This is a genomic window from Pokkaliibacter sp. CJK22405 (assembly GCF_046614695.1).
Taxonomy (GTDB): Bacteria; Pseudomonadota; Gammaproteobacteria; order Pseudomonadales; family Balneatricaceae; genus Pokkaliibacter.
The window spans coordinates 1-21,052 of the sequence record NZ_JBKKHQ010000006.1 but is presented as its reverse complement, the minus strand read 5'-3'; the positions used below and the strand labels follow the sequence as shown (position 1 = coordinate 21,052).

At 52.4% G+C, this 21,052-nt stretch carries 19 protein-coding genes and 1 tRNA gene; 7 read left to right on the top strand and 13 right to left on the bottom strand.

Annotated features, from left to right (window positions below; genetic code table 11):
- Positions 1 to 84 precede the first annotated feature (84 nt).
- From secF to queA, 5 genes are all read right to left on the bottom strand, one after another.
- Positions 85 to 1,005 carry a protein translocase subunit SecF gene (secF, locus tag ACKC9G_RS03090; protein ID WP_411403470.1) on the bottom strand — a complete coding sequence of 307 codons (921 nt, stop codon included), beginning with the start codon at positions 1,003 to 1,005 and terminating at the stop codon, positions 85 to 87.
- 2 nt (positions 1,006 to 1,007) lie between these two features.
- The gene (gene secD, locus ACKC9G_RS03085; RefSeq protein WP_411403469.1) at positions 1,008 to 2,897 is read right to left on the bottom strand and encodes a protein translocase subunit SecD; all 1,890 of its coding nucleotides are present in this window, start codon (positions 2,895 to 2,897) and stop codon (positions 1,008 to 1,010) included.
- Between the two features lie 70 nt (positions 2,898 to 2,967).
- Entirely contained in the window at positions 2,968 to 3,303 is a 336-nt protein-coding gene (gene yajC, locus ACKC9G_RS03080) for a preprotein translocase subunit YajC (RefSeq protein WP_411403468.1), read from the bottom strand.
- A gap of 28 nt (positions 3,304 to 3,331) precedes the next feature.
- Positions 3,332 to 4,462 (bottom strand): tRNA guanosine(34) transglycosylase Tgt, encoded by a 1,131-nt coding sequence (tgt, locus tag ACKC9G_RS03075; protein ID WP_411403467.1) that lies wholly within the window; start codon positions 4,460 to 4,462, stop codon positions 3,332 to 3,334.
- Positions 4,459 to 5,511: a tRNA preQ1(34) S-adenosylmethionine ribosyltransferase-isomerase QueA gene (gene queA, locus ACKC9G_RS03070; RefSeq protein WP_411403466.1), complete on the bottom strand. Its 1,053-nt coding sequence runs from the start codon at positions 5,509 to 5,511 to the stop codon at positions 4,459 to 4,461. The genes tgt and queA overlap by 4 nt, the downstream gene beginning before the upstream one ends.
- A 239-nt stretch (positions 5,512 to 5,750) precedes the next feature.
- Between queA and ACKC9G_RS03065 the strand changes: the two genes are divergently transcribed.
- Positions 5,751 to 5,837, top strand: a tRNA-Leu gene (locus ACKC9G_RS03065).
- A gap of 130 nt (positions 5,838 to 5,967) precedes the next feature.
- Here the strand turns inward: ACKC9G_RS03065 and ACKC9G_RS03060 are convergent.
- The 3 genes from ACKC9G_RS03060 to lptF form a co-directional block, all read right to left on the bottom strand.
- Complete coding sequence (locus ACKC9G_RS03060) at positions 5,968 to 6,282, bottom strand: phasin family protein (RefSeq protein WP_411403465.1); 315 nt, start codon at positions 6,280 to 6,282, stop codon at positions 5,968 to 5,970.
- 135 nt (positions 6,283 to 6,417) lie between these two features.
- Complete coding sequence (lptG, locus tag ACKC9G_RS03055) at positions 6,418 to 7,479, bottom strand: LPS export ABC transporter permease LptG (RefSeq protein ID WP_411403464.1); 1,062 nt, start codon at positions 7,477 to 7,479, stop codon at positions 6,418 to 6,420.
- Positions 7,476 to 8,591: an LPS export ABC transporter permease LptF gene (lptF, locus tag ACKC9G_RS03050; protein WP_411403463.1), complete on the bottom strand. Its 1,116-nt coding sequence runs from the start codon at positions 8,589 to 8,591 to the stop codon at positions 7,476 to 7,478. The genes lptG and lptF overlap by 4 nt, the downstream gene beginning before the upstream one ends.
- 157 nt (positions 8,592 to 8,748) lie before the next feature.
- On the opposite strand from lptF, the gene ACKC9G_RS03045 reads away from it, so the two are divergent.
- A complete protein-coding gene (locus tag ACKC9G_RS03045; RefSeq protein WP_411403462.1) occupies positions 8,749 to 10,239 on the top strand; it encodes a leucyl aminopeptidase in 1,491 nt (496 codons plus the stop codon).
- A gap of 75 nt (positions 10,240 to 10,314) precedes the next feature.
- The gene (locus ACKC9G_RS03040; RefSeq protein ID WP_411403461.1) at positions 10,315 to 10,758 is read left to right on the top strand and encodes a DNA polymerase III subunit chi; all 444 of its coding nucleotides are present in this window, start codon (positions 10,315 to 10,317) and stop codon (positions 10,756 to 10,758) included.
- A gap of 51 nt (positions 10,759 to 10,809) precedes the next feature.
- Here ACKC9G_RS03040 and ACKC9G_RS03035 read toward each other — a convergent pair whose 3' ends face one another.
- Positions 10,810 to 11,028 carry a hypothetical protein gene (locus tag ACKC9G_RS03035; protein ID WP_411403460.1) on the bottom strand — a complete coding sequence of 73 codons (219 nt, stop codon included), beginning with the start codon at positions 11,026 to 11,028 and terminating at the stop codon, positions 10,810 to 10,812.
- 561 nt (positions 11,029 to 11,589) lie between these two features.
- Here ACKC9G_RS03035 and ACKC9G_RS03030 point away from each other — a divergent pair.
- The 3 genes from ACKC9G_RS03030 to ACKC9G_RS03020 all read left to right on the top strand — a co-directional run bounded on the left by ACKC9G_RS03030 (position 11,590) and on the right by ACKC9G_RS03020 (position 16,287).
- Positions 11,590 to 14,448, top strand: a complete 2,859-nt coding sequence (locus tag ACKC9G_RS03030; protein ID WP_411403459.1) for a valine--tRNA ligase — start codon at positions 11,590 to 11,592, stop codon at positions 14,446 to 14,448.
- A 90-nt stretch (positions 14,449 to 14,538) separates the two neighbouring features.
- A complete protein-coding gene (locus ACKC9G_RS03025; RefSeq protein ID WP_411403458.1) occupies positions 14,539 to 15,717 on the top strand; it encodes an NAD(P)/FAD-dependent oxidoreductase in 1,179 nt (392 codons plus the stop codon).
- A gap of 78 nt (positions 15,718 to 15,795) precedes the next feature.
- Entirely contained in the window at positions 15,796 to 16,287 is a 492-nt protein-coding gene (locus tag ACKC9G_RS03020) for an arsinothricin resistance N-acetyltransferase ArsN1 family B (RefSeq protein WP_411403457.1), read from the top strand.
- 27 nt (positions 16,288 to 16,314) lie between these two features.
- On the opposite strand, the gene ACKC9G_RS03015 is transcribed toward ACKC9G_RS03020, so the two are convergent.
- From ACKC9G_RS03015 to ACKC9G_RS03000, 4 genes are all read right to left on the bottom strand, one after another.
- On the bottom strand, positions 16,315 to 17,100 hold the full coding sequence (locus ACKC9G_RS03015; RefSeq protein ID WP_411403456.1) for a glutaredoxin family protein: 786 nt from the start codon (positions 17,098 to 17,100) through the stop codon (positions 16,315 to 16,317).
- 125 nt (positions 17,101 to 17,225) lie between these two features.
- The gene (locus tag ACKC9G_RS03010) at positions 17,226 to 18,032 is read right to left on the bottom strand and encodes a MetQ/NlpA family ABC transporter substrate-binding protein (RefSeq protein WP_411403455.1); all 807 of its coding nucleotides are present in this window, start codon (positions 18,030 to 18,032) and stop codon (positions 17,226 to 17,228) included.
- Between the two features lie 138 nt (positions 18,033 to 18,170).
- On the bottom strand, positions 18,171 to 18,827 hold the full coding sequence (locus tag ACKC9G_RS03005) for a methionine ABC transporter permease (protein WP_411403454.1): 657 nt from the start codon (positions 18,825 to 18,827) through the stop codon (positions 18,171 to 18,173).
- Positions 18,808 to 19,845 (bottom strand): methionine ABC transporter ATP-binding protein, encoded by a 1,038-nt coding sequence (locus ACKC9G_RS03000; RefSeq protein WP_411403453.1) that lies wholly within the window; start codon positions 19,843 to 19,845, stop codon positions 18,808 to 18,810. The genes ACKC9G_RS03005 and ACKC9G_RS03000 overlap by 20 nt, the downstream gene beginning before the upstream one ends.
- Positions 19,846 to 20,389: 544 nt before the next feature.
- Here ACKC9G_RS03000 and ACKC9G_RS02995 point away from each other — a divergent pair.
- Positions 20,390 to 21,052: GIY-YIG nuclease family protein (locus ACKC9G_RS02995; protein ID WP_411403452.1), on the top strand; the 663-nt coding region annotated here is incomplete at its 3' end.

Below are 21,052 nucleotides of genomic sequence, written 5' to 3'. Positions count from 1 at the left end.
GTGGTCAGCATTCGTCCTGACAAGATCCCTCGTCAAATAAAAAAGCGCCCGAAGGCGCTTTTTAGACTCGTTAAGGTGCTGATATTAAGGCAGCTCATCTGCCTCATTGCCTTCTTTCACAGGAGGCAGCAGATCTTCACGAGAGACTTTCAGATAAATCAAAAGACTGGCGCAGACGTAGACTGAAGAGTAAGTACCAACACCGATACCGACCAACAGCGCCAGCGCAAAGCCGTGGATCATATCCCCACCAAAGAGGAATAGCGCCCAGACAACCAGCCAGGTGGTCAAGGAAGTGATGGTAGTACGACCCAGTGTGTCCGTCATCGCTCCATTCACCACTTCCAGCGGTGAGGCCTTGCGCATTTTGCGGAAGTTTTCACGGATACGGTCAGCCACGACAATCGAGTCGTTGAGGGAGTAGCCGATCACCGCCAGCACCGCCGCAAGAACCGTCAGATCAAATTCAATCTGAAACAGCGAGAAGACACCCAGCACCACCAGCACGTCGTGCACCAGCGAGAGCACGGCCGCAAAGGAGAACTTGAACTGGAAACGCGCAGCAACATACAGCATGACACCACCCAGCGCCAGCAGCATGCCAAGACCGCCCTTCTCTTTCAGCTCATCACCTACCTGAGGTCCGACGAACTCCGTCTGCTTAAGAGTGACAGAGCTATCGACGGCTTTCAGTGACTCAACTACTTCATCACTCACTTTAGCCTGATCAGCGCTGGGCACACGTACAACGATGTCACGCAAAGTGCCATAACTCTGGACTACTGCTTTATCCAGCCCCTGAGCAGAGAGCGCATTACGCAATTTCTCAAGGTCCTGATCCTTATCAAAGGTCACCTCAATACGGGTGCCTCCGGTAAAGTCCAAACCGAAGCTAAAGCCTTTGACAGCAATCGAGCCTACACCCAATAAAGTCACTGCCAGAGACAGGGCTGCGAACAGATGTCGCAGCTTCATAAAGTCGATGACTTTCTTAGCCGTTGCCATGATCAGCCTCCCTTCTTCATAAAGATTGGCCAAATCGGCAGCGAAGATCGCTTGCGACCACCATAGAAAATGTTAACCAGCGCACGCGTCACCATGATGGCTGTGAACATCGAGGTCACGATACCGATCGACAAGGTAACCGCGAAGCCTTTGACCGGACCGCTGCCCATAAAGAACAGAATCAGGCCAACCAGCAAGGTCGTGAGGTTAGCATCAAGAATGGTGGTGAACGCTCGCTCATAACCCGCATGTATTGCCATCTGAACCGGAGCACGATTTGCCAGTTCTTCTTTTATACGCGAGAAGATCAGTACGTTCGCATCCACCGCCATACCCATCGTCAATACGATACCGGCAATACCTGGCAAAGTGAGCGTCGAGGAAAGAATCGACATCACCGCAATCAGGATCGCGATATTAAGTCCCAGGGCAATATTGGCGATAAGACCAAAAGTACGGTAGTAAAGCAGCATAAAGAGCACGACAACGGCCAGACCCACCTCAGCCGAGAACACGCCTTTCTGAATGTTCTGCTTACCAAGGCTAGGTCCAACGGTGCGCTCTTCGACAATGTATACCGGCGCTGCCAGCGAGCCTGCGCGCAGAAGAAGCGCCAGCTCAGAAGCCTCTGCACTGCTATCAAGACCGGTAATGCGGAAGGAGTTACCCAAGGCTGACTGAATTGTCGCCAGAGAAATAATGGATTTCTCTACATAGGGAATACGCTTTTCAACACGCTCACCATCAACGGTTGAGGTGGTAGTGCGAGTTTTGTGCTCAATAAAGAGCACAGCCATGCGACGCTGGATCGCATTGGCTGTAACCCGGTTCATCATCGAACCACCGGAAGAATCCAGGTTTACGTTAACCTGCGGACGACCCGTTTCATCAAAGGATGAGGACGCACTGGATACGTTGTTACCGGTAATGATGATGTCGCGTTCGAGAGTGGCCTTGCGGTTAGAATCAGCACGGAACGGGAAGCTTTCCGTGGTGCCGGCAGCCGCATCTGGCTTGGCTTCAAGACGAAACTCCAGGTTAGCTGTCGCGCCAAGTACGCGTTTGGCTTCCGCCGTATCCTGAATACCAGGCAACTCAACCACAATACGATCACGACCCTGGCGCTGAACCAGTGGCTCGGCAACACCCAGCTCGTTAACACGATTACGCAGGGTGGTCAGGTTCTGGGTGATCGCATAGTCTTCAATCTCACGAATATTCTTTTCACTGAGATTAATCGACAGGGAGAACGTGTCCTGCTCACCTTCCGGAGTAATAACAAACTCAGGATATTCTTTGGCCAGCACGCTTTGCGCCTGATCACGGGTGTCCGCATCGCGGAAGCTGATCAGCAACTTGCCGGTTTTTTCGTCATGCTCGACCCGGCTATAGCGAAGACGCTCCTCACGCAGCTTGGTCTTGATCTCGCCCTGATAGACATCAAGACGCTGACTGACGGCTTCAGCCATATCCACTTCCATCAGGAAGTGAACACCACCACGCAAGTCCAGACCCAGCTTCATGGGCCCAGCGCCGATATCACTCAGCCACTTGGGAGTCGTCGGCGCCAGGTTAAGCGCAACGACGTAATTTTGCCCTAATGCCGAGGCAACCGCATCACGGGCTGCCAGCTGATCTTCACCACTGTTAAGGCGAATCAGAGCGCTCTGACCTTTTTCATCACTTTCAGAGCCTTTGACATCGATACTGGCAGCAGCAATGGCCGCCTGGGCCTTCTTGATTGTCGCCTCGTCCACAGTCTGGCCGGAGCGACTTGCCGTAATCTGGACGGCGTAGTCATCTGGATAGAGGTTAGGCGCGGCGTAAATACACGCGACTACCAACACCACCAGAATCAGCAAGTACTTCCACAACGGATAACGGTTGAGCATGAAGCTGCCTATTTACTGGTCATTAAGATACACAAGAGGCGCCTCGCGGCGCCTGCTCTCGTAAACCCGATCAGATACTCTTGATGGTACCTTTGGGCAAAGTGGCAGAAATGTAGACTTTCTGCAGTTTGAGCTCGACGGAGTCAGAAACCGCCAGCACAACATAGTCATCGGTCACTTTACTGACACGACCCAGAATACCGCCAGTGGTAACGACTTCATCGCCTTTAGCCAGAGTATTCACCAGATTTTTGTGATCTTTCTGACGCTTGGACTGTGGACGCCACAGAAAGAAGTAGAAAATCACTGCAAAGCCAACCAGAAAGATCAGGTTGAAAATTTCGCCACCTGGGGCGCCACCAGCAGGGGCTTCTGCAGCGTAGGCTGGGGTAATAAACCAACTCATCAGTTGTCTCCTAACAAGAGTTAAAAACTTATAAAGGCGGCGTGGTCATACCACGGCGCTGGTAGAAATCATCCACGAAGTCGCCCAATTTACCCGCTTCAATAGCACCACGCAATCCAGCCATAAGTGTCTGATAATACCGCAGATTGTGGATGGTATTGAGCTGTGCGGCGAGCATTTCACCACATTTGTCTAGATGATGGAGATATGCGCGACTGAAGTTACGGCAGGTATAGCAATCACACTGAGGATCCAGAGTACCGGTATCTTCACGGTGCTTGGCATTACGGATTTTAATCACGCCTTCCGAGGTAAAGAGATGACCATTACGGGCATTTCGCGTTGGCATGACACAGTCAAACATGTCCACACCACGACGAACACCCTCCACCAAGTCCTCCGGACGACCCACTCCCATCAGATAGCGGGGCCGGTCTTTCGGCATTTGCGGGGCGGTATGGGCAAGAATACGCATCATGTCATCTTTGGGTTCACCCACTGACAGGCCACCAATGGCATAACCATCGAAGCCGATGTCAGTTAGTCCAGCCAGAGACTCATCCCGCAGATATTCATACATTCCACCCTGCACAATGCCAAAAAGGGCAGCGGGATTATCACCGTGGGCGGCTTTACTGCGCTTGGCCCAACGCAAAGAGAGGCGCATGGACTCGGCGGCCTGACGCTCCGTCGCCGGATACGGCGTGCACTCATCAAAAATCATCACGACATCAGAGCCAAGATCACGCTGAACTTCCATAGAGCGCTCAGGTGTCAGCTCAACCTTTTCACCATTGACCGGCGAGCGGAAGGTAACGCCCTGCTCGGTGATCTTGCGCATTTTCCCCAGACTGAAAACCTGAAAACCACCAGAATCGGTGAGAATCGGCTTAGACCACTGGTTAAACTCATGCAGACCACCGTGCTTTTTGATGATTTCCGTTCCGGGGCGCAGCATCAGGTGGAAGGTATTACCCAGAATGATATCGGCACCAATTTCTTCGATATCACGGGGCAGCATCCCCTTTACCGTGCCATAGGTGCCTACAGGCATGAAGGCGGGCGTCTCGACGACACCACGAGGAAATGTCAGTCGGCCACGACGGGCCTGACCTTCCTCTGCCAGCAACTCAAATTGCATGTAACAAGAACGGGTCATGAGGTACTCACTTGCGCCCCGGCCTGGGGGCGACTAATAAACATCGCATCGCCATAGCTGAAGAAGCGCATACGCTCCTCAACGGCCAGGCGATAAGCCTTCATAATGTGATCATAGCCAGCCAGCGCCGACACAAGCATCAGCAGTGTCGACTCAGGCAGGTGGAAATTAGTAATCAGCGCATCAACACTGTTAAAGCGATAACCGGGATAGATGAAAATATCGGTATCGCCCTGATAAGGCGCAATTTCACCGGATCGTGAAGCGCTCTCCAGCGAACGAACACTGGTGGTTCCCACTGCGATAACTCGCCCGCCTCGAGCGCGCGTTCTCTTCACCGCATCACAGACTTCTTCGGACACTTCGAGGTATTCGCTGTGCATGTGATGCTCTTCAATCTTGTCAACGCGCACAGGCTGAAAAGTACCCGCACCGACATGCAGAGTGACAAAGGCAAACTCGACACCTTTACTTTTGAGTGCTGCTAATAACTGCTCATCAAAATGCAGGCCTGCAGTCGGTGCTGCCACGGCTCCAGGCTTCTCGTTGTAAACCGTCTGGTACCGTTCACGATCTGAAAGCTCATCGTCACGCGTCATGTAAGGCGGCAGCGGGATATGCCCCACTTGCTCCAACACGTTCAGAACGGCGTCTTCGCCAAGAAAGCGCAACTCAAACAGCGCATCATGGCGCGCGACCATTTCAGCTTCAACACCTCCCTCCAACTGCAGCAGAGAGCCTTCTTTGGGGGACTTACTGGCTCGAACATGCGCAAGAACACGATGCTCATCCAGCACACGCTCCACCAGCACTTCGACCTTACCACCACTGGCTTTCTGGCCAAAGAGGCGAGCCGGTATAACCCGGGTATTGTTGAAGACCAGCAAATCCTTCTCAGTGACCAGATCCAGCAGATCACGAAAGATCCGCAGGTGGCAGTCACCGGTTTGACCGTCCAGACATAGCAAGCGGCTTGCGCTGCGCTCAGCCATGGGATAGCGAGCAATCAGCTCATCCGGCAAGTCAAAATGAAAATCGCTAACCTGCATTGTTCACCTAACTACAAAAGAACGCCGTCGACAGTGACGGCGGCCGGGCATTGTACTGTATCTGCGCCTCTAGCTGAACCTTGGGGCCACTAAAGCCCAACAACAGCGCATGGGAGCGAAAAGAAGATTGTGGCATTTCCTTAAATCACAAGTCAGCCGCAGCAATTACCCACTGTTTTCACTCCCAGGTAAAAAACCATTTGACTCGGTTCAGCGAAATTCTATAATGCGGCCCCATTGCCGAAGTGGCGGAATTGGTAGACGCACCGGATTCAAAATCCGGCGTTGGCGACAACGTGTGGGTTCGAGTCCCACCTTCGGCACCATACTTAAGAAGACGCGAAAGCGTCTTTTTTTGTGCCTGAATTGCAGTATTGAAACTCTGCAGGCATAAAAAAACCGGAGCTTTACTCCGGTTTTTGGGAACTCTCCGGCATAGCGATGCCAGTGGAAACCTTATTTGGCCGTACTTTTTTTGGTCAAAGCAAACAATGCCTCTCGCGCATCATTCAGCGCAGCCATGTTACGTTCGCCCGCCAGTTTCAATGAACCTTCCAGCTCCTTCGCATAAGCCTGCTGCAGCTTATAGAGATCCTCAGGTTTGGCGCACTGTGTCAGCTCTTTAGTCTGCGCCAGCGTTGCCTCAACACACTGCTGAGTACACTCCATTTGCTGGCGTGTCAAAGACTCAAGCAACGCGGTCTGAATCTTGACCATTTCCTGCATTGGGCCCATGGCCTGCTTCATTTGCTCGTTTAGCGGTTCAAACACGATTCAACTCCTTTCTACGTGATAATCCAGCTGAGGTCTTTTCCACACCTCATCAGCACCATCAACATAGACTATATTTTTCCCGCCAGCGATCCATCAAGGTTACAGAAGCTTTCTAATGAGAACATGCCGCACTTAACGCACTTTACGAAGCAGCAATAACCCCACACCAATACAAATACCTATTGGTATCAATACCGCCAACAACGGTGATACGCCAGACAGCGTTACCACCGGCCCAAGCAGCTGCTGACTGAGGCGAAAGACAACGCCGACAATCAACCCGCTGACAACACGCTGCCCCATGCTGACACTTCGAAGCGGTCCGAAAACAAAGGACATTCCGATCAACACCAGCCCAAAGATGGAAAGCGGTTGCAGCACTTTCTGCCAGAACGCCAACCAGTAATTGGAAGAATCCAGCCCCTGCTCTTTCAGGTAGGAGCCATATTTCCATAGTCCCTGAACCGACAAATACAGTGGATCAAGCACCACCAAACGCAGAAGGTTAGGAGTGAGCTCCGTCTGCCACGTAGCTGTAGCGGCCACTTCTCGCTGGGTTTGCTTCTCACCCAGGCTCACCTGCTGGACATTCGTCAGCTGCCATTGGCCATTCTGATAGACCGCTTCATCGGCAACACGGGTTTGCTTGAGGGTCATGTCCTCGTCGAAGTCATACTCTGTCAGGCCATGTATCACGCCTTCGCTATCGACGGCATTGAAATACATAAAGGCATTGCCTTCACGATGCCAGACCCCGTATTGACTGGCATATTTATCCTGTTTACCCAGCGCGACGGCACGAATACTTTCGGCTTTGGGCAGTGCATATGGCACCAGCCACTCTCCAACCGCGAGCACCAGAATCATGATTAACAAAGTGGGGTACATCAGACTGCGTGCCAGCTGAGTCAGGCTCAGCCCTGCGGCCCGCATGATGGTGAGTTCGCTGTTTGCCGCCAGCAAACCCAGCCCAATTAAAGCCCCCATCAGGGCACTCACGGGCAGCATTTCGTAAAGACTGGCCGGGCTACTGTAAAGCAAATACAAGGCAATTTTTCCGATGGTGTATCCGCTTCCCAGATCATCCAGCTCATCGAGGAAAGCAAACAGCACATCCAGGCCGAACAGCACCAACAAAGCCATAGCTGCACAGCCCAGCACATAACGGGCAATATACAGATCGAGAGTTTTCATGAAGACAAACCTCGCTTCACTCGACGCTGATACGCATTTCTTCGAAGCCACTCAGGACCCCACATCAGCCAACTCCCTAGAGCAAGGAAAATAAGATGCACCCACCACAGTCCCACGGCGGGAGACAAGTGCCCTTTCACTACCTGCGTACGCGCCCAGGACAATAAGAAGAGATAAGCCAGGTACACCAGAATGGCGGGAATCAATTTGGCAAAACGCCCTTGCCTTGGATTCACCCTTGAAAGCGGCAACGCCAGTAGGGTGACGATAAAAACCATCACTGGCAGCGAAGCACGCCACTGCAACTGGGCAATATCACTGGCCGGATTACGAAGTTCCAGCAGGCGCAAAGTCCCCAGGGTTTCGGCCCGATCAATTTCTTTAGCCGCCGTACTTTCTTCGATACGCGAGCCATACTCAGCAAAACGCGTGCGCTCAATATCAGCCTGACCGGGTGTCATCACATAACGCGTGCCGTCATTGAGCACCCAGTAACGACCACTATCATCGCTGGAATCTTCCTGCTGACGCCCTTCACGAGCAACAAGCACCTGTTGGCGCTCGCCGTTCTTGTCACTCTGCGCCATAAAGATACCGCTCAGCTGCCATGTGGCATCGCCATTGGATTCGATATAAGTGACGCGCCGTCCACCGTCTGTTTTCTGAAAACGTCCCGTGCCCATTCGCTCAACTGCTGAAATCGAAGACTGACGCTGTAGCAACTCTGCCGTATGGCGCAATCCCCAGGGACTGATCCAGAACGACAGCAAGGCGATAAAGATCGCAACCGCACCGGCAAAGCCCAGTGCAATTTTCAGCACGCGGTTATGACTCAAACCACAGGCATGCATCACCGTCATTTCGCTTTCGACATATAGACGCCCAAAGCCCAGCAGAATCCCCAGAAAAAACCCCAGCGGCAGAATCAGCTCAAGGAACGCCGGCATGCGATACGCCATGATATTAAGAAGCACACCAGCATCAATGCCACCGGCAGCGGCCTGTGCCAGGTATTTGATCAGACGCCCACCCATGATAATCACCATCAGCACCAGGCTGACAGCCATCATGGCAACGCCTACTTCCCGCCCAAGATAGCGCGCGATAATCAAATGTCCCCCTCAGGCATACGCCGGTTCAGATGCAGGGCTGCTATTCTAGCGGTAGCGCGGGACGGCGTCAGCCTTGGCATTGCGGTAGTTACCCCTTAAGAGTAGGATTCGAAAGACTTGTTTCTACCCCTCCGCTATACAGCTGCAAGGATTGTCCATGTCTCTGAGCATCAGTCTGAGTACTTCTTCTGTACTCGAATCCCAACGTGAATGTGTGATTGTCGCGGCCTTTGAAGACGGCACTCTTAGCCCATCCGCCCAGCTCATCGACCAGGCCAGCCAGGGACAACTGAGTTCGCTTTTACAGTCTGGCCGAGTTTCCGGCAAGAGCGGTTCCAGTCTGTTGCTGCCCTTCCTGACCGGCTGTAAAACGCCAGTCCTGTTGGTAGGTGCGGGTAAGCCTGGTGAAATCACAGCCGCCAAGTTCATCAAACTGGCGCAGGATGTATCCAAGGAAATGAATAGCCGCTCCTTTACCAGTGCAGATTCGTATCTGGCTGAAGTCGCGGTAAAAGAACGCTCCGTGGCCTGGGCTGTGCGCCAGTTGGCCGAGCAAAGCCCCTCCGCGCTTTATAGCTATGACGCCACCAAGAGCAAGAAAGCAGATGCACCCAAATTTTCTGACCTTGGTATTGGTGTAACGGCAGCTGACGTACCCGCCGTCACCGAAGCCGTCAAACAAGGCTCTGGCGTGGCCCAGGGTGTAGCGCTGGCAAAAGAGCTGGCTAACCTGCCCGGTAATGTCTGCACCCCCATCTATCTGGCAGAACAAGCCATTGCACTGGGCGAGGCCAACGATCTTCTGACCACCGAAGTGCTGGATGAAGAGCAAATGCGCGAGCTTGGCATGCACTGCCTGCTGTCTGTTGGTGCCGGCAGTGACGAGCCTTCGAAACTGATCGTTATGAACTACCAGGGCGGCGAAAAAGATACCAAACCTTATGTTTTCGTTGGCAAAGGCATCACCTTCGATACCGGCGGCATCAGCCTCAAGCCTGGTGCTGGCATGGACGAAATGAAGTTCGACATGGGCGGAGCTGCCTCGGTTTTTGGCCTGATGCAAACTCTCTGCGCGATGAAGCTGCCCATTAATGTTGTGGGTGTGGTCGCCTCAGCTGAGAACATGCCAAGCGGCGGCGCAACCAAGCCAGGCGATGTGGTCACCACCATGTCGGGTCAGACCGTTGAGATTCTCAATACCGATGCCGAAGGCCGTCTGGTACTGTGCGATGCACTCACTTATATCTCCCGCTTTAACCCGGAGACAGTCATCGATATCGCCACTCTGACTGGAGCCTGTATCATCGCTCTGGGCCATCACACCTCTGGCCTGCTGGCGAATGATGACGAACTGGCCGATCAGCTTTTCAGCGCTGGTCAAAGTTCTTACGACCGCTGCTGGCGCCTGCCGCTGTATGATGAATATCAGGAGCAGCTCGACTCCAACTTCGCTGATATCCCTAACATTGGCGGACGCCCTGCCGGCACCATTACTGCGGCCTGCTTCCTGTCCCGCTTTACCAAAGAGTATCGCTGGGCACATTTGGATATCGCTGGCACTGCCTGGAATAGCGCAGGCAAAGCAAAAGGCTCAACAGGTCGCTGCGTTCCACTGCTGGCTCAGTATCTGTTTGATCGCCTGGCCTGATCAGTGCATCATTAAAAAAGCCCGCTTCAGGCGGGCTTTTTTATGTCAGCTATTCGGTACCATGCAGGACATTTGATGCCATCACGCGTTGATTTTTACATCCTCAACTCCAGCCGGGATCAGGATCGCTGGTCATTGCTTGCGACACTGCTGACACGGCAATGGCCTAAGGGACACCGTTTTCATATCCACTGCTCAAGCAAAGCGGAATGCCAAAGCCTGGATCAATTCCTCTGGCAACACGATATCCTGAGTTTTCTACCGCACCATGCATTGGAGGCTGACAGCTCACATCTGCCGCAACCGGATTCCCCAATCACCCTGGGGCATGAGCACGCTTTCCCGGCAGAGGGCGATATTCTGGTGAACTTTTCACCAACACTCCCTGACTGGATCGATACCTTTGAACGGGTATTGGAAATCGTCGTACAGGACCCGCACTGGCTGGATATTCAACGCCAGCACTATCGGGTTTTCAAAGAGAAAGGATTAACGCCTAATATCCATCGTATGGGCTGAGCAGAAAATTCAGCCCTCCTTCATCGACTATCCGTTTGTCACCATCAAAATTTAGCGTTTTTGCCACTGTGCGGCTTCACGCATCAGTCGGTTAATGTCCAGACCGCTGCTTTCAGCCAACTCATTCAATGAAGCTCTGAAGCCGACTTTTTTCACTTCGCGGCTTTTAGCTTTTTTCTCTTCAACACGCTGCTCCATAATCAGTCGCAGCCGATGCAATTCATCAACAGTTCGCCCTTGCAGGCACTGGGTAAAGTATTCTTCTGTCATGTAAGAAGCCCTTCAGGAAAAGACACTCACACATTTGATTGCGCGAACCCCCGATGCGCATTAAACGAACGCCAGCCGTTAATAAGCGTACTACTTTCCTTTAAGCTACAGACAATGCTTCAGGCCAATTCCGAAAGTGAGGTGTTTTCGATTTAGTGGATGGCTCAACGTTTGAGTTTTATGACGAGCCAGTCGGTGATCTCAGCACCAGTGCGCCGGTGCTGCCCCCTTTCAGGGCGGGTGATACGACAATTACTAGACCAAATTACCAGACCTGAGCTCTACAGCACTCACATCCTTGTCTGTCATCGGTATCGGATAGCATAGCCCAAGGCAACTGATCACGACAGCACGTAGTATGTATCGTTTTGTTCATTCCAGCGCCGATTCAGCAACATTCCCTGCCCGTTCGCGTCCAGAAAGCCGCTAACTAGCCAGTTTCATGGGTTCACCGCTCCCCCCTCGGCAAGGTATACTAGCGGGCTATTATCGACACTGATTCCCTGCACTCGTGCGGTCACCGGCGAGTCTTTTCCGGCCAAGCAGAATACAGATTCCCCCATGGATAAAACTTTTAATCCTCAAGACATCGAACGTCAGCGCTATCAGACCTGGGAAGAAAAAGGCTACTTTGCTCCGACAGGACAAGGGGCGCCCTACTCTATTGTTATTCCACCTCCTAACGTCACCGGCAGCCTGCACATGGGTCATGGTTTCCAGCACACGCTGATGGACGGCCTGATCCGCTACCACCGTATGAAAGGGGATAACACCCTGTGGAAAGTGGGTAGCGACCATGCGGGTATCGCTACGCAGATGGTGGTCGAGCGCAAGCTGGCTCATGAGGAAAACAAGACCCGCCACGATCTGGGTCGTGATGCCTTTATCGAGAAAATCTGGGAGTGGAAAGCTGAGTCCGGCGGCAATATCACTCGCCAGATGCGCCGCCTTGGCAACTCTGTCGATTGGGACAGCGAACGTTTCACCATGGACGATGGTTTCTATAAGGCCGTTCAGGAAGTCTTTGTTCGTTTATTCGAGGATGAGTTGATCTACCGTGGCAAGCGTCTGGTCAACTGGGATCCGAAACTGCATACCGCGATTTCTGACCTTGAAGTACTCTCCGATGAGGAAGAAAAAGGTCACCTCTGGCACTTCCGCTACCCACTGGCCGATGGCGCAACGACCTCTGAAGGTCTGGATTATATTGTTGTCGCCACGACCCGTCCTGAAACCATGCTGGGCGATACCGCTGTCGCCGTTCATCCCGAGGATGAACGTTATCAGCACCTGATCGGCAAATTTGTAAAACTGCCGCTGGTCGACCGCCTGATCCCTATTATTGCCGATGATTATGTTGACCGTGAGTTTGGTACCGGCTGCGTAAAAATCACCCCGGCACATGACTTCAATGACTATGAAGTCGGCAAGCGCCATCAACTGCCGATGCTGAACGTACTGACGCTGAATGCCGAAATTCGCAGCAGCTGTGAAGTACTCACTCACGAAGGCAAGGCGGGCGATGCCTATGACGACGCATTGCCAGCAAAATATGCAGGCATGGATCGTTATGATGCCCGTAAGGCCATCGTGGAGGATTTCGATGCTCTTGGTCTGCTGGAAAAAATCGCTGACCACACGCTGAAGGCGCCTCGTGGTGACCGTTCCGGCGTTGTCATTGAACCCATGCTGACAGACCAGTGGTTTGTGGCAGTCGAGGCGCTGGCCAAGCCTGCTATTGAAGCCGTAGAGAATGGCGACATTCAGTTCGTGCCTAAACAGTACGAAAACATGTACTTTTCCTGGATGCGCAATCTTCAGGATTGGTGTATTTCCCGCCAGCTGTGGTGGGGTCATCGCATCCCTGCCTGGTATGACGCGCAGGGCAACGTCTACGTTGCACGCAACGAAGAGGAAGTCCGCAGCAAGTATCAGCTTGGAGCAGACGTTGAGCTGACTCAGGACAACGATGTTCTGGACACCTGGTTCTCCTCCGCACTCTGGACTTTTGGCACCATGGGCTGGCCAGAAAACACCGAAGAGCTGAAAACCTTCCACCCGACAGCCACGCTGGTCACCGGTTTCGACATCATTTTCTTCTGGGTTGCTCGCATGATCATGATGACCATGCATTTCATCAAGGATGAGAATGGCAAGCCGCAGGTGCCCTTCAAAACGGTCTATGTCACTGGTCTGATTCGCGACTCTCAGGGTCAGAAAATGTCCAAGTCCAAAGGAAACGTACTGGACCCAATCGACCTGATCGATGGCATCAGCCTGGAAGACCTGCTGGCCAAGCGCACCAGCAACATGATGCAGCCACAGCTGGCTGCCAAAATCGGCAAGGCCACCCAGAAAGAATTCCCTGAAGGGATTGCGGCTTACGGTACCGACGCTCTGCGTTATACCTATTTCTCGCTGGCTTCCACCGGTCGTGACATCAAGTTCGACGTACAGCGTCTTGAAGGCTATCGCAATTTCTGCAACAAACTGTGGAATGCGGCCAAGTATGTGTTGATGAACACTGAAGGTGAAGACTGTGGTCAGAACGGTGGCGAGCGCACGCTCTCTTTAGCAGACCGCTGGATTGTGAGCCGCCTGCAGGATACCGAGAAGCGTATTACTGATGCGCTGGATACCTACCGTTTCGATATTGCTTCCCAGGTACTCTACGAGTTTGTCTGGAACGATTACTGCGACTGGTATCTGGAGCTATCCAAGCCGGTGCTCTGGAACAAGGAAGCCGCGCCTGAAGTTTTGCGTGGCACTCGCCATACACTGGCACGCGTTCTCGAAGCCATTCTGCGTCTTGCTCATCCGTTTATGCCATTTATCACCGAAGAAATCTGGCAGCGTGTGCGTGATATCGCAGGCAAACAGGGCGAAACCCTGATGCTGCAGCCCTGGCCGATTGCCAATCCTGATTTTATCGATGAGCAGGCGCTGAGTGATCTGGAATGGGTGAAGGGCGTGATTCTGGGTGTACGGAATATCCGCGGCGAGATGAATATTTCCCCGGCCAAGCCTATCCCTGTGATCTTCCGTCATGGTGACGAGCAAGATCAGCGTCGCCTGGATGAAAACCGCGCCTTCCTGATGAAGCTTGCCAAGCTGGAAAGCCTGACCTGGATGAGCGCCTCTGAGGAAGCACCATTAAGCGCTACAGCATTGGTCGGCGGCATGGAAGTGCTGGTGCCAATGGCCGGGCTGATTGATGTTGAAGCAGAAGTGACGCGTATTACTAAAGAGCTGGATAAGCAGACTCAGGAATACACCAAGCTCAGCAGTAAACTCAGCAATGACAGCTACGTTTCCAAGGCACCTGCTGCCGTCGTGGAGAAAGATCGCAGCCGCGTCGCCGAGCTGGAAATCAGCCGTCAGAAACTGGAAGAACAGCTGGAGCGCATGAAGTCACTGTAACAGTGCCTGCATTTCGCACAGTAACGAGGCCCTTCGGGGCCTCGTTTGCTTTCAAGTAGAAGCCTTTTATTGCAATTCCGGGAGAAAAAGATGGCCACGGTGGATGTAGTAATTATCGGTGCGGGAGCCGCCGGCCTGATGTGTGCACTGACAGCGGGCTATCGCGGACGCTCAGTAATGGTCATTGACCACGCCAATAAGGCGGGGAAGAAGATCCTGATGTCAGGTGGCGGTCGCTGCAATTTCACCAACATGAATACGACTCCTGCGCACTTTCTTTCGGAAAATCCGCACTTCTGCATCTCCGCTTTAAAACGCTATACCCCTTCGCATTTCGTGGAGCTGGTTGATCGTCATGGCCTTGAGTATCACGAGAAAACCCCCGGGCAGCTCTTTTGTGATCACTCCAGTAAAGACCTGCTCGCCATCCTGATGACCGAGTGCGAATGGGCTGGCGTTGATATCCGACTAAAAACCTCGATTGAGAATATCAGCGAACAAAAAGACGGCTTTGCTTTAAAAACCAGTCTTGGCAAGGTCGAATGTGAATCCCTGGTCATTGCCACTGGCGGTCTCTCTATTCCCACGATGGGTGCGACCGGCTTTGGCTATGACATTGCCCGCCAGTTTGGCCTAGAGGTATTACCCACTCGCGCCGCTCTCGTACCCTTCACACTCCAGCCTCACGATAAAGAACCACTGGCGCCGCTCTCAGGTGTCAGCTGCGATGTTGAAGTCCACTGTGGCAAACATCACTTCCGCGAGCCCATGCTCTTTACCCATCGAGGCCTTAGCGGACCTGCCATGCTGCAGATCTCGACTTTCTGGCATCCAGGCGACAGCCTGACCATCGATCTTTTCCCGCAGGGCGGTTTATTGGATGAGCTTCGCGCGCATCGCCATCAGCATCCTAAACAAGCGCTGGAAACCTGGCTTAACCAGAAACTTCCGAAACGCCTGGTGCAAACGCTGAGTGAAAAGTACGGTTGGCAGGGAGCAATGCAGCAGTATGGCGATACCCGATTACGTGATATCGAGGCCGCACTTCGCCAATGGCAAATAAAGCCTAGCGGCACCGAAGGCTACCGCACCGCAGAGGTGACTCTTGGCGGTGTCGATACCAAGCACCTTTCCTCCAAGACCATGGCCGTAACCGATGTACCCAACCTCTACTTTATCGGGGAAGTCATGGATGTCACCGGACAGCTTGGAGGCTTCAACTTCCAATGGGCATGGGCCTCTGGCGTTAGCGCAGGCAGCACTGTCTGAGGCTTTCAGACAAACGCCAAAGTACAGTAAGAATTACGGTGGTTTTAGAGCAAAAGAACAGTCAGAAGGTGGCGCACAATGTCATTACACATAAGGCCTGTTGAAGCGCAGGATGCTGCGGCGATTTGCCAGATCTATAACCACTATATCGAGCAGAGCTGTATTACTTTTGAAGAACAGCCTGTCAGTCTGCAAACCATGGAAGAGCGCACCAGCGGCCACCCTGCCACTCATCCCTGGCTTGTAGCCACGATTAACGAACAACTGATTGGCTACGCCTATGCCACGCCCTGGAAAACCCGCAGCGCCTATCGCTTCAGCGTTGAGACTTCTGTCTACCTCTCTCATTTCCACGTGGGCCAAGGCACCGGTAAGCAGCTCTATCTGAGCTTGATAGCGGCGATTAAAGCCTCGGGCTTTCACCGGTTAAATGCAGGCATTGCCTTGCCGAATGAGGCAAGTATTGGCCTGCATGAGCATTTAGGCTTTATCAAGGTTGCCCACTTTACTGAGGTCGGGTTCAAACATAATCGATGGATCGATGTAGGCTACTGGGAAAAAGCCCTTTAACCGGACTTTTACCTACCTTCACGCTACTTATCCGGCCAGTAGCTGGTAACCCATTACCAATGCCATCCCTACCATCATCAGGTTTTCTGTCAGGGAAACAAACCCGAGCGGCACCTTGGTTCCTCCTCCCATGCAGGCACATTTCAGCTCGCGTTTATCTATGTAAACAGCTTTAAACACAGAGACAGCACCAACGCCTCCAATCACCAATGCCACAGGTACAGCCAACCACAACGCGATGCCGGCAAGCATCAACACACCGGCCAGAGCCTCTGCAAAAGGATATACATAGGCATATCGCACGACCCTACGGGCCAGTAAATCGTAGTTAAGGAACATCGTCGAAAAACTTTCGATATCCTGAAGCTTTTGGATCGCCAGAGCACACATGGCAATGGCAATAAACCAGCCGAAGGCTTGCCATGCAAAGAGCGTATCAAAAGCAGCCCAATGTACTGCCAAAGCCATCAGAGCACTCATCCCGAACAAAGCGATAACAGGTGCATAGGTTGTGTCCTTGTCTGACGGCACCGATTTACCCACCCAGCGACGCAGCTCATCATAACCACCAACTCTTTCCTGCCCGACATAAACCTGTGGCGTCGTTTTTACGCCTTCACGGGATTTGAACTCATCGGTTTCTTCTCTGGTTGTCAGCCAATGGTCTTCTACCTCGTAACCTTTACGCTCCAGTAAGTCTTTGGCTTTGAGACCAAAGGGGCAAAGATGACCGGGCATGACCATCCTGTAAATCACCGCCTTACCTGAAGTACGAGTATCACCGGGTGGTTGCGCAACCGAAGAAGAATGCATAAGACCTCCATGCCTTAAATAATGAAGCGCCCAAAACCATTGAGCACACACATTATTTCTTGGTCTCTCGGTTAAAAGAAACAAGGCCGCGATAATGCGGCCTTGTTTCACTTTTTGCGGACAGCTTATTTCCAGCCGGGAACAGCAGTTCCTTTGAAAAGCTCATCCGCCCGTTTAGCAACCTCATCACTTTGGTAAGCTTCGATGAGTTGCTTGATACGAGGATCATTCTGGTTATCTTCACGGGCCGCAAAGATATTAACGTAGGGTGAATCCTTATCTTCGACCAGGATTGCATCACGCGTAGGGATCAAACCTGCTGGCACAGCATAGGTATTATTGATAAAAGCAACATCCACATCATCCAGCGAGCGTGGAAGCTGCGCAGCATCCAACTCAATAAACTTGAGCTTCTTGGGGTTCTTGGTGATATCAAGTGGAGTCGCTTCGAGGTTACTGGCGTCATCCAGTTTGATCAGGCCCTGCTTGTCCAGCAGTATCAGCACACGTCCTTCATTACTGGGATCATTGGGAATCGCGATCGTGGCACCATCACTCAGTTCGGCAATACTTTTCAGTTTCTTGGAATAGGCGCCAATGGGATAAACAAAGGTGTTAGCAACAGCCACCAGTTTGAAGCCCCGGTCACGCACCATGGCTTCAAGATAAGGACGATGCTGGAAGGCATTGGCATCAATTGACCCGTCCGCCAGAGCGACATTGGGTGCAACATAGTCAGAGAACTCCACCAGTTTGACATCCAGGCCAAACTCTTTCCTGGCCCGCTCAACTGCGGTCTCCATAACCTGCGCCTCCGGACCTGCCATCACGCCAACTTTAAGCGGCTCAGCCGCCCGGGCAAAGGTGGCCCAACCTGAGACACCCAGTGTTAGTGCTGCACATACAGCGGCGAAAGAACGACGATTAATCATAATTTTTTCCTGCAAGGATTAGCGCATGTTTTGCCATTGAAGGCGGGTGCCTGAGGCACTCTGATAATTGCCGGCGGTGAAATGACGCCGACTACGGAGCAACGTTCGCTGCCCGGTAAACTTCAGCACATAAGCGAATTAACGGGTATGGTCATAGCGCCGCACCCACCAATCCCCGAGAGACTGCACCAACTGAACAAGTGCAATAAGGATGATAACGGTCGCAAGCATCATGCCGGAGTCAAAGCGTTGGTAGCCATAGCGAATACCCAGATCGCCGAGTCCGCCGCCGCCAATCGCCCCAGCCATCGCCGAGTAACCAATCAGCGTAATCAACATTAATGTAAGGCCATGAATCAGCGCTGGCATCGCCTCTGGTAACAGTACCTTTCTAATAATTTGCAAGGGCGTTGCTCCCATTGAAATCGCGGCCTCTACCAGACCCGTGGGCACTTCATTAAGCGCCCCTTCAGCAATACGTGCAACAAAAGGAATCGCACCTAGCGTTAATGGCACGATCGCAGCCGTGGTGCCGATGGATGTGCCGACGATCAGGCGTGTCAGTGGAATAATTGCCACCAACAGGATAATAAAAGGCACAGAGCGTGTAGCATTCACAGCGGCACCTAGCAGTAAATGAAGTACTGGCTGCTGCAGCAGGCGTCCCGGCTTGCAGACATACAAAAGGATGCCTAGCGGAATACCAATCAGCATGCTCAAGCCACCAGAAAGCACCACCATGTAAAGTGTTTCCCAGAAGGAAGAAAGTAATAAATCAATCTTCGCGGGCGACATAACCCAATACCTCACAGTCAATCTGCTTTTGGATCCAGCACAAGGCTTCCTGTCGTACGGTTTTTTCCCCGCCTAGCAGCCCAACCATCGAGCCAATCAATTGGCCCTGAACCTGCTCCAGTTGCGAGCTTTCAATGGTGAAAGTGACACCTGGCCAACGAGCCGACATGTCTGTCAGCAATCGTTTCTGACTGGCAGAGCCGGTGAAACCAAGGCGTAAAAGCGCAGAAAAAGCCCCAGCTTCCTGTGACTGGAGATTCCGCATCGCAGGAGTATCACGCTCGAGAGCAGAACGAACGAAGGTTTTACCCTGCTCAGTAGCAGGCGCACGAAAGACATCAAGAACACTCCCCTGCTCAATGACCTTACCATTAGCCATAATGGCGACCTGATCACAGAGAGTTTTAATCACGTCCATTTCATGGGTAATCAGCAAAATAGTCAGCCCGAGACGCTGGTTAATATTCTTAAGCAGCTTAAGGATCGAACTTGTCGTCTGTGGGTCCAGCGCGGACGTCGCTTCATCACAGAGCAACACCTTAGGCTCACTGGCCAAAGCTCGAGCAATAGCTACCCGTTGCTTCTGACCACCTGATAACTGCGCAGGATAATAAGCAGACCTTTCGCGCAAGCCGGTAAGCTCCAACAACGGATGCACACGACGCGCAATCTCAGCGGGAGTCAGCCCGGCAAGCTCCAGGGGCAAAGCAACGTTATCAAATACGGTACGGGTCGAGAGCAAATTAAAGTGCTGAAAAATCATGCCCATTTGTCTGCGACTGTCTCGAAGCTGTGCTGCATTCTGCTGGGTCAGCTCAACACCATCCAGCAGCACCCGGCCCTTCTCGGGACGTTCCAGCAAATTGACACAGCGAATCAGACTGGACTTGCCCGCACCGCTACTGCCGATAACTCCCAGTATTTGCCCTTGCGGTACATGCAACGAGACATCATCGACAGCGATAACAGCTGAGCCATGAGAAGGGTAGGTTTTAGTGAGGTTTTCTACTGTGATCATCACACACCCTGAGCAGGGCTTGCGATCCAAAAAGAGTACGCCTCCGAAACATCATTCAGAGAAATAACTTCTTTTAGCGGATTTTAATTAGCGCGCCCGCAAGCCGAAGAACAAATCAGCGCGTTAGAGGCGCAGTAGTCTAATCGACTTAAGTCGCATGTCAATCATGACAGCAGAGCAAAAACCTACTCAAATGCTATGAGATAGAGCGATTAGCTATATGAAGCGAGATAGGAGAGAAGATAAGAAAGAGAAAAAAAGAAAGGCAGGTAAAAAAACCTGCCCGAAATGGGTTGAGATTGAGAGCAAAGTGACTCACAAGTAATTCCTTGCGAGCCATTGCAGTATCCCACAAAGTGCCAATTTCAGGCATTTCCACCCCGCTCAGACTGTATCTGGCTGTTTCCTGGGCGTTCACAATGCACATAACTAAATGTCAATTCTTTCATCAAAAATTAGGGGCTGTATAATGGCGCCCCTACCTTGATGACACTCCCCCGGACCCACCTCACCTCTCGCGCCCAACCGGCTCAGGAGCGTAGTTTTGTCGTCCGGAAAACTGGTTTGTCATCTTTATTCACCGCAACACCCAACGGTTGTCTCCGTGATAATCTTCAAAATTACGAATACTAAAACCCAGCAAACTTATGTCGGCTCAACCAAGGGCGATACCTATTCGCGTTGGCAGGAGTATGTAAAGGCTGCTGAAGCGGACATGGAGGCTCCGCTGTACGAAGATATTCGTCAGCATGGTGAAGTAAACTTCGAGATTGAAGAAATCGACTTTGCCGAGTCCCGCAATGAACTGCAGGAACTGGAGCTTTACTACACCATTGAGCTTCGTGCACGTAGCCTGAAAGGTTATAAATTCTCCACGGCCAAAGTGGTTATTCCCGCTGCACAGCTAGAACTTCAGGAAGAAATTCTTGCTGCCCGAGCCGAGCTTTATGCGCCACGACGCTCAGCTACAGCAGAAGCAGAAGCAGAAGCAGAAGCAGAAGCAGAAGCAGAAGCAGAAGCAGAAGCAGAAGCCAGCGAGTATGAGGCGACGACGGCGCTGTCATCCTCAGAGGGTGATAAAGCAATTCTTGCAGCAGCTCTGGAACTTCAAAAGCAGCAGCTGAAAGCCGAAGCCGAAGCCGAAGCCGAAGCCGAAGCCGAAGCCGAAGCCGAAGCCGAAGCCGAAGCCGAAGCCGAAGCCGAAGCC

Bases quoted from the DNA above. Each gene is read 5' to 3' on its own strand.
- secF (WP_411403470.1), bottom strand. From the start codon at position 1,005: ATGGCAACGGCTAAGAAAGTCATCGACTTTATGAAGCTGCGACATCTG.
- secD (WP_411403469.1), bottom strand. From the start codon at position 2,897: ATGCTCAACCGTTATCCGTTGTGGAAGTACTTGCTGATTCTGGTGGTG.
- yajC (WP_411403468.1), bottom strand. From the start codon at position 3,303: ATGAGTTGGTTTATTACCCCAGCCTACGCTGCAGAAGCCCCTGCTGGT.
- tgt (WP_411403467.1), bottom strand. From the start codon at position 4,462: ATGACCCGTTCTTGTTACATGCAATTTGAGTTGCTGGCAGAGGAAGGT.
- queA (WP_411403466.1), bottom strand. From the start codon at position 5,511: ATGCAGGTTAGCGATTTTCATTTTGACTTGCCGGATGAGCTGATTGCT.
- lptG (WP_411403464.1), bottom strand. From the start codon at position 7,479: ATGAAAACTCTCGATCTGTATATTGCCCGTTATGTGCTGGGCTGTGCA.
- ACKC9G_RS03045 (WP_411403462.1), top strand. From the start codon at position 8,749: ATGTCTCTGAGCATCAGTCTGAGTACTTCTTCTGTACTCGAATCCCAA.
- ACKC9G_RS03040 (WP_411403461.1), top strand. From the start codon at position 10,315: ATGCCATCACGCGTTGATTTTTACATCCTCAACTCCAGCCGGGATCAG.
- ACKC9G_RS03035 (WP_411403460.1), bottom strand. From the start codon at position 11,028: ATGACAGAAGAATACTTTACCCAGTGCCTGCAAGGGCGAACTGTTGAT.
- ACKC9G_RS03030 (WP_411403459.1), top strand. From the start codon at position 11,590: ATGGATAAAACTTTTAATCCTCAAGACATCGAACGTCAGCGCTATCAG.
- ACKC9G_RS03025 (WP_411403458.1), top strand. From the start codon at position 14,539: ATGGCCACGGTGGATGTAGTAATTATCGGTGCGGGAGCCGCCGGCCTG.
- ACKC9G_RS03020 (WP_411403457.1), top strand. From the start codon at position 15,796: ATGTCATTACACATAAGGCCTGTTGAAGCGCAGGATGCTGCGGCGATT.
- ACKC9G_RS03015 (WP_411403456.1), bottom strand. From the start codon at position 17,100: ATGCATTCTTCTTCGGTTGCGCAACCACCCGGTGATACTCGTACTTCA.
- ACKC9G_RS03010 (WP_411403455.1), bottom strand. From the start codon at position 18,032: ATGATTAATCGTCGTTCTTTCGCCGCTGTATGTGCAGCACTAACACTG.
- ACKC9G_RS03005 (WP_411403454.1), bottom strand. From the start codon at position 18,827: ATGTCGCCCGCGAAGATTGATTTATTACTTTCTTCCTTCTGGGAAACA.
- ACKC9G_RS03000 (WP_411403453.1), bottom strand. From the start codon at position 19,845: ATGATCACAGTAGAAAACCTCACTAAAACCTACCCTTCTCATGGCTCA.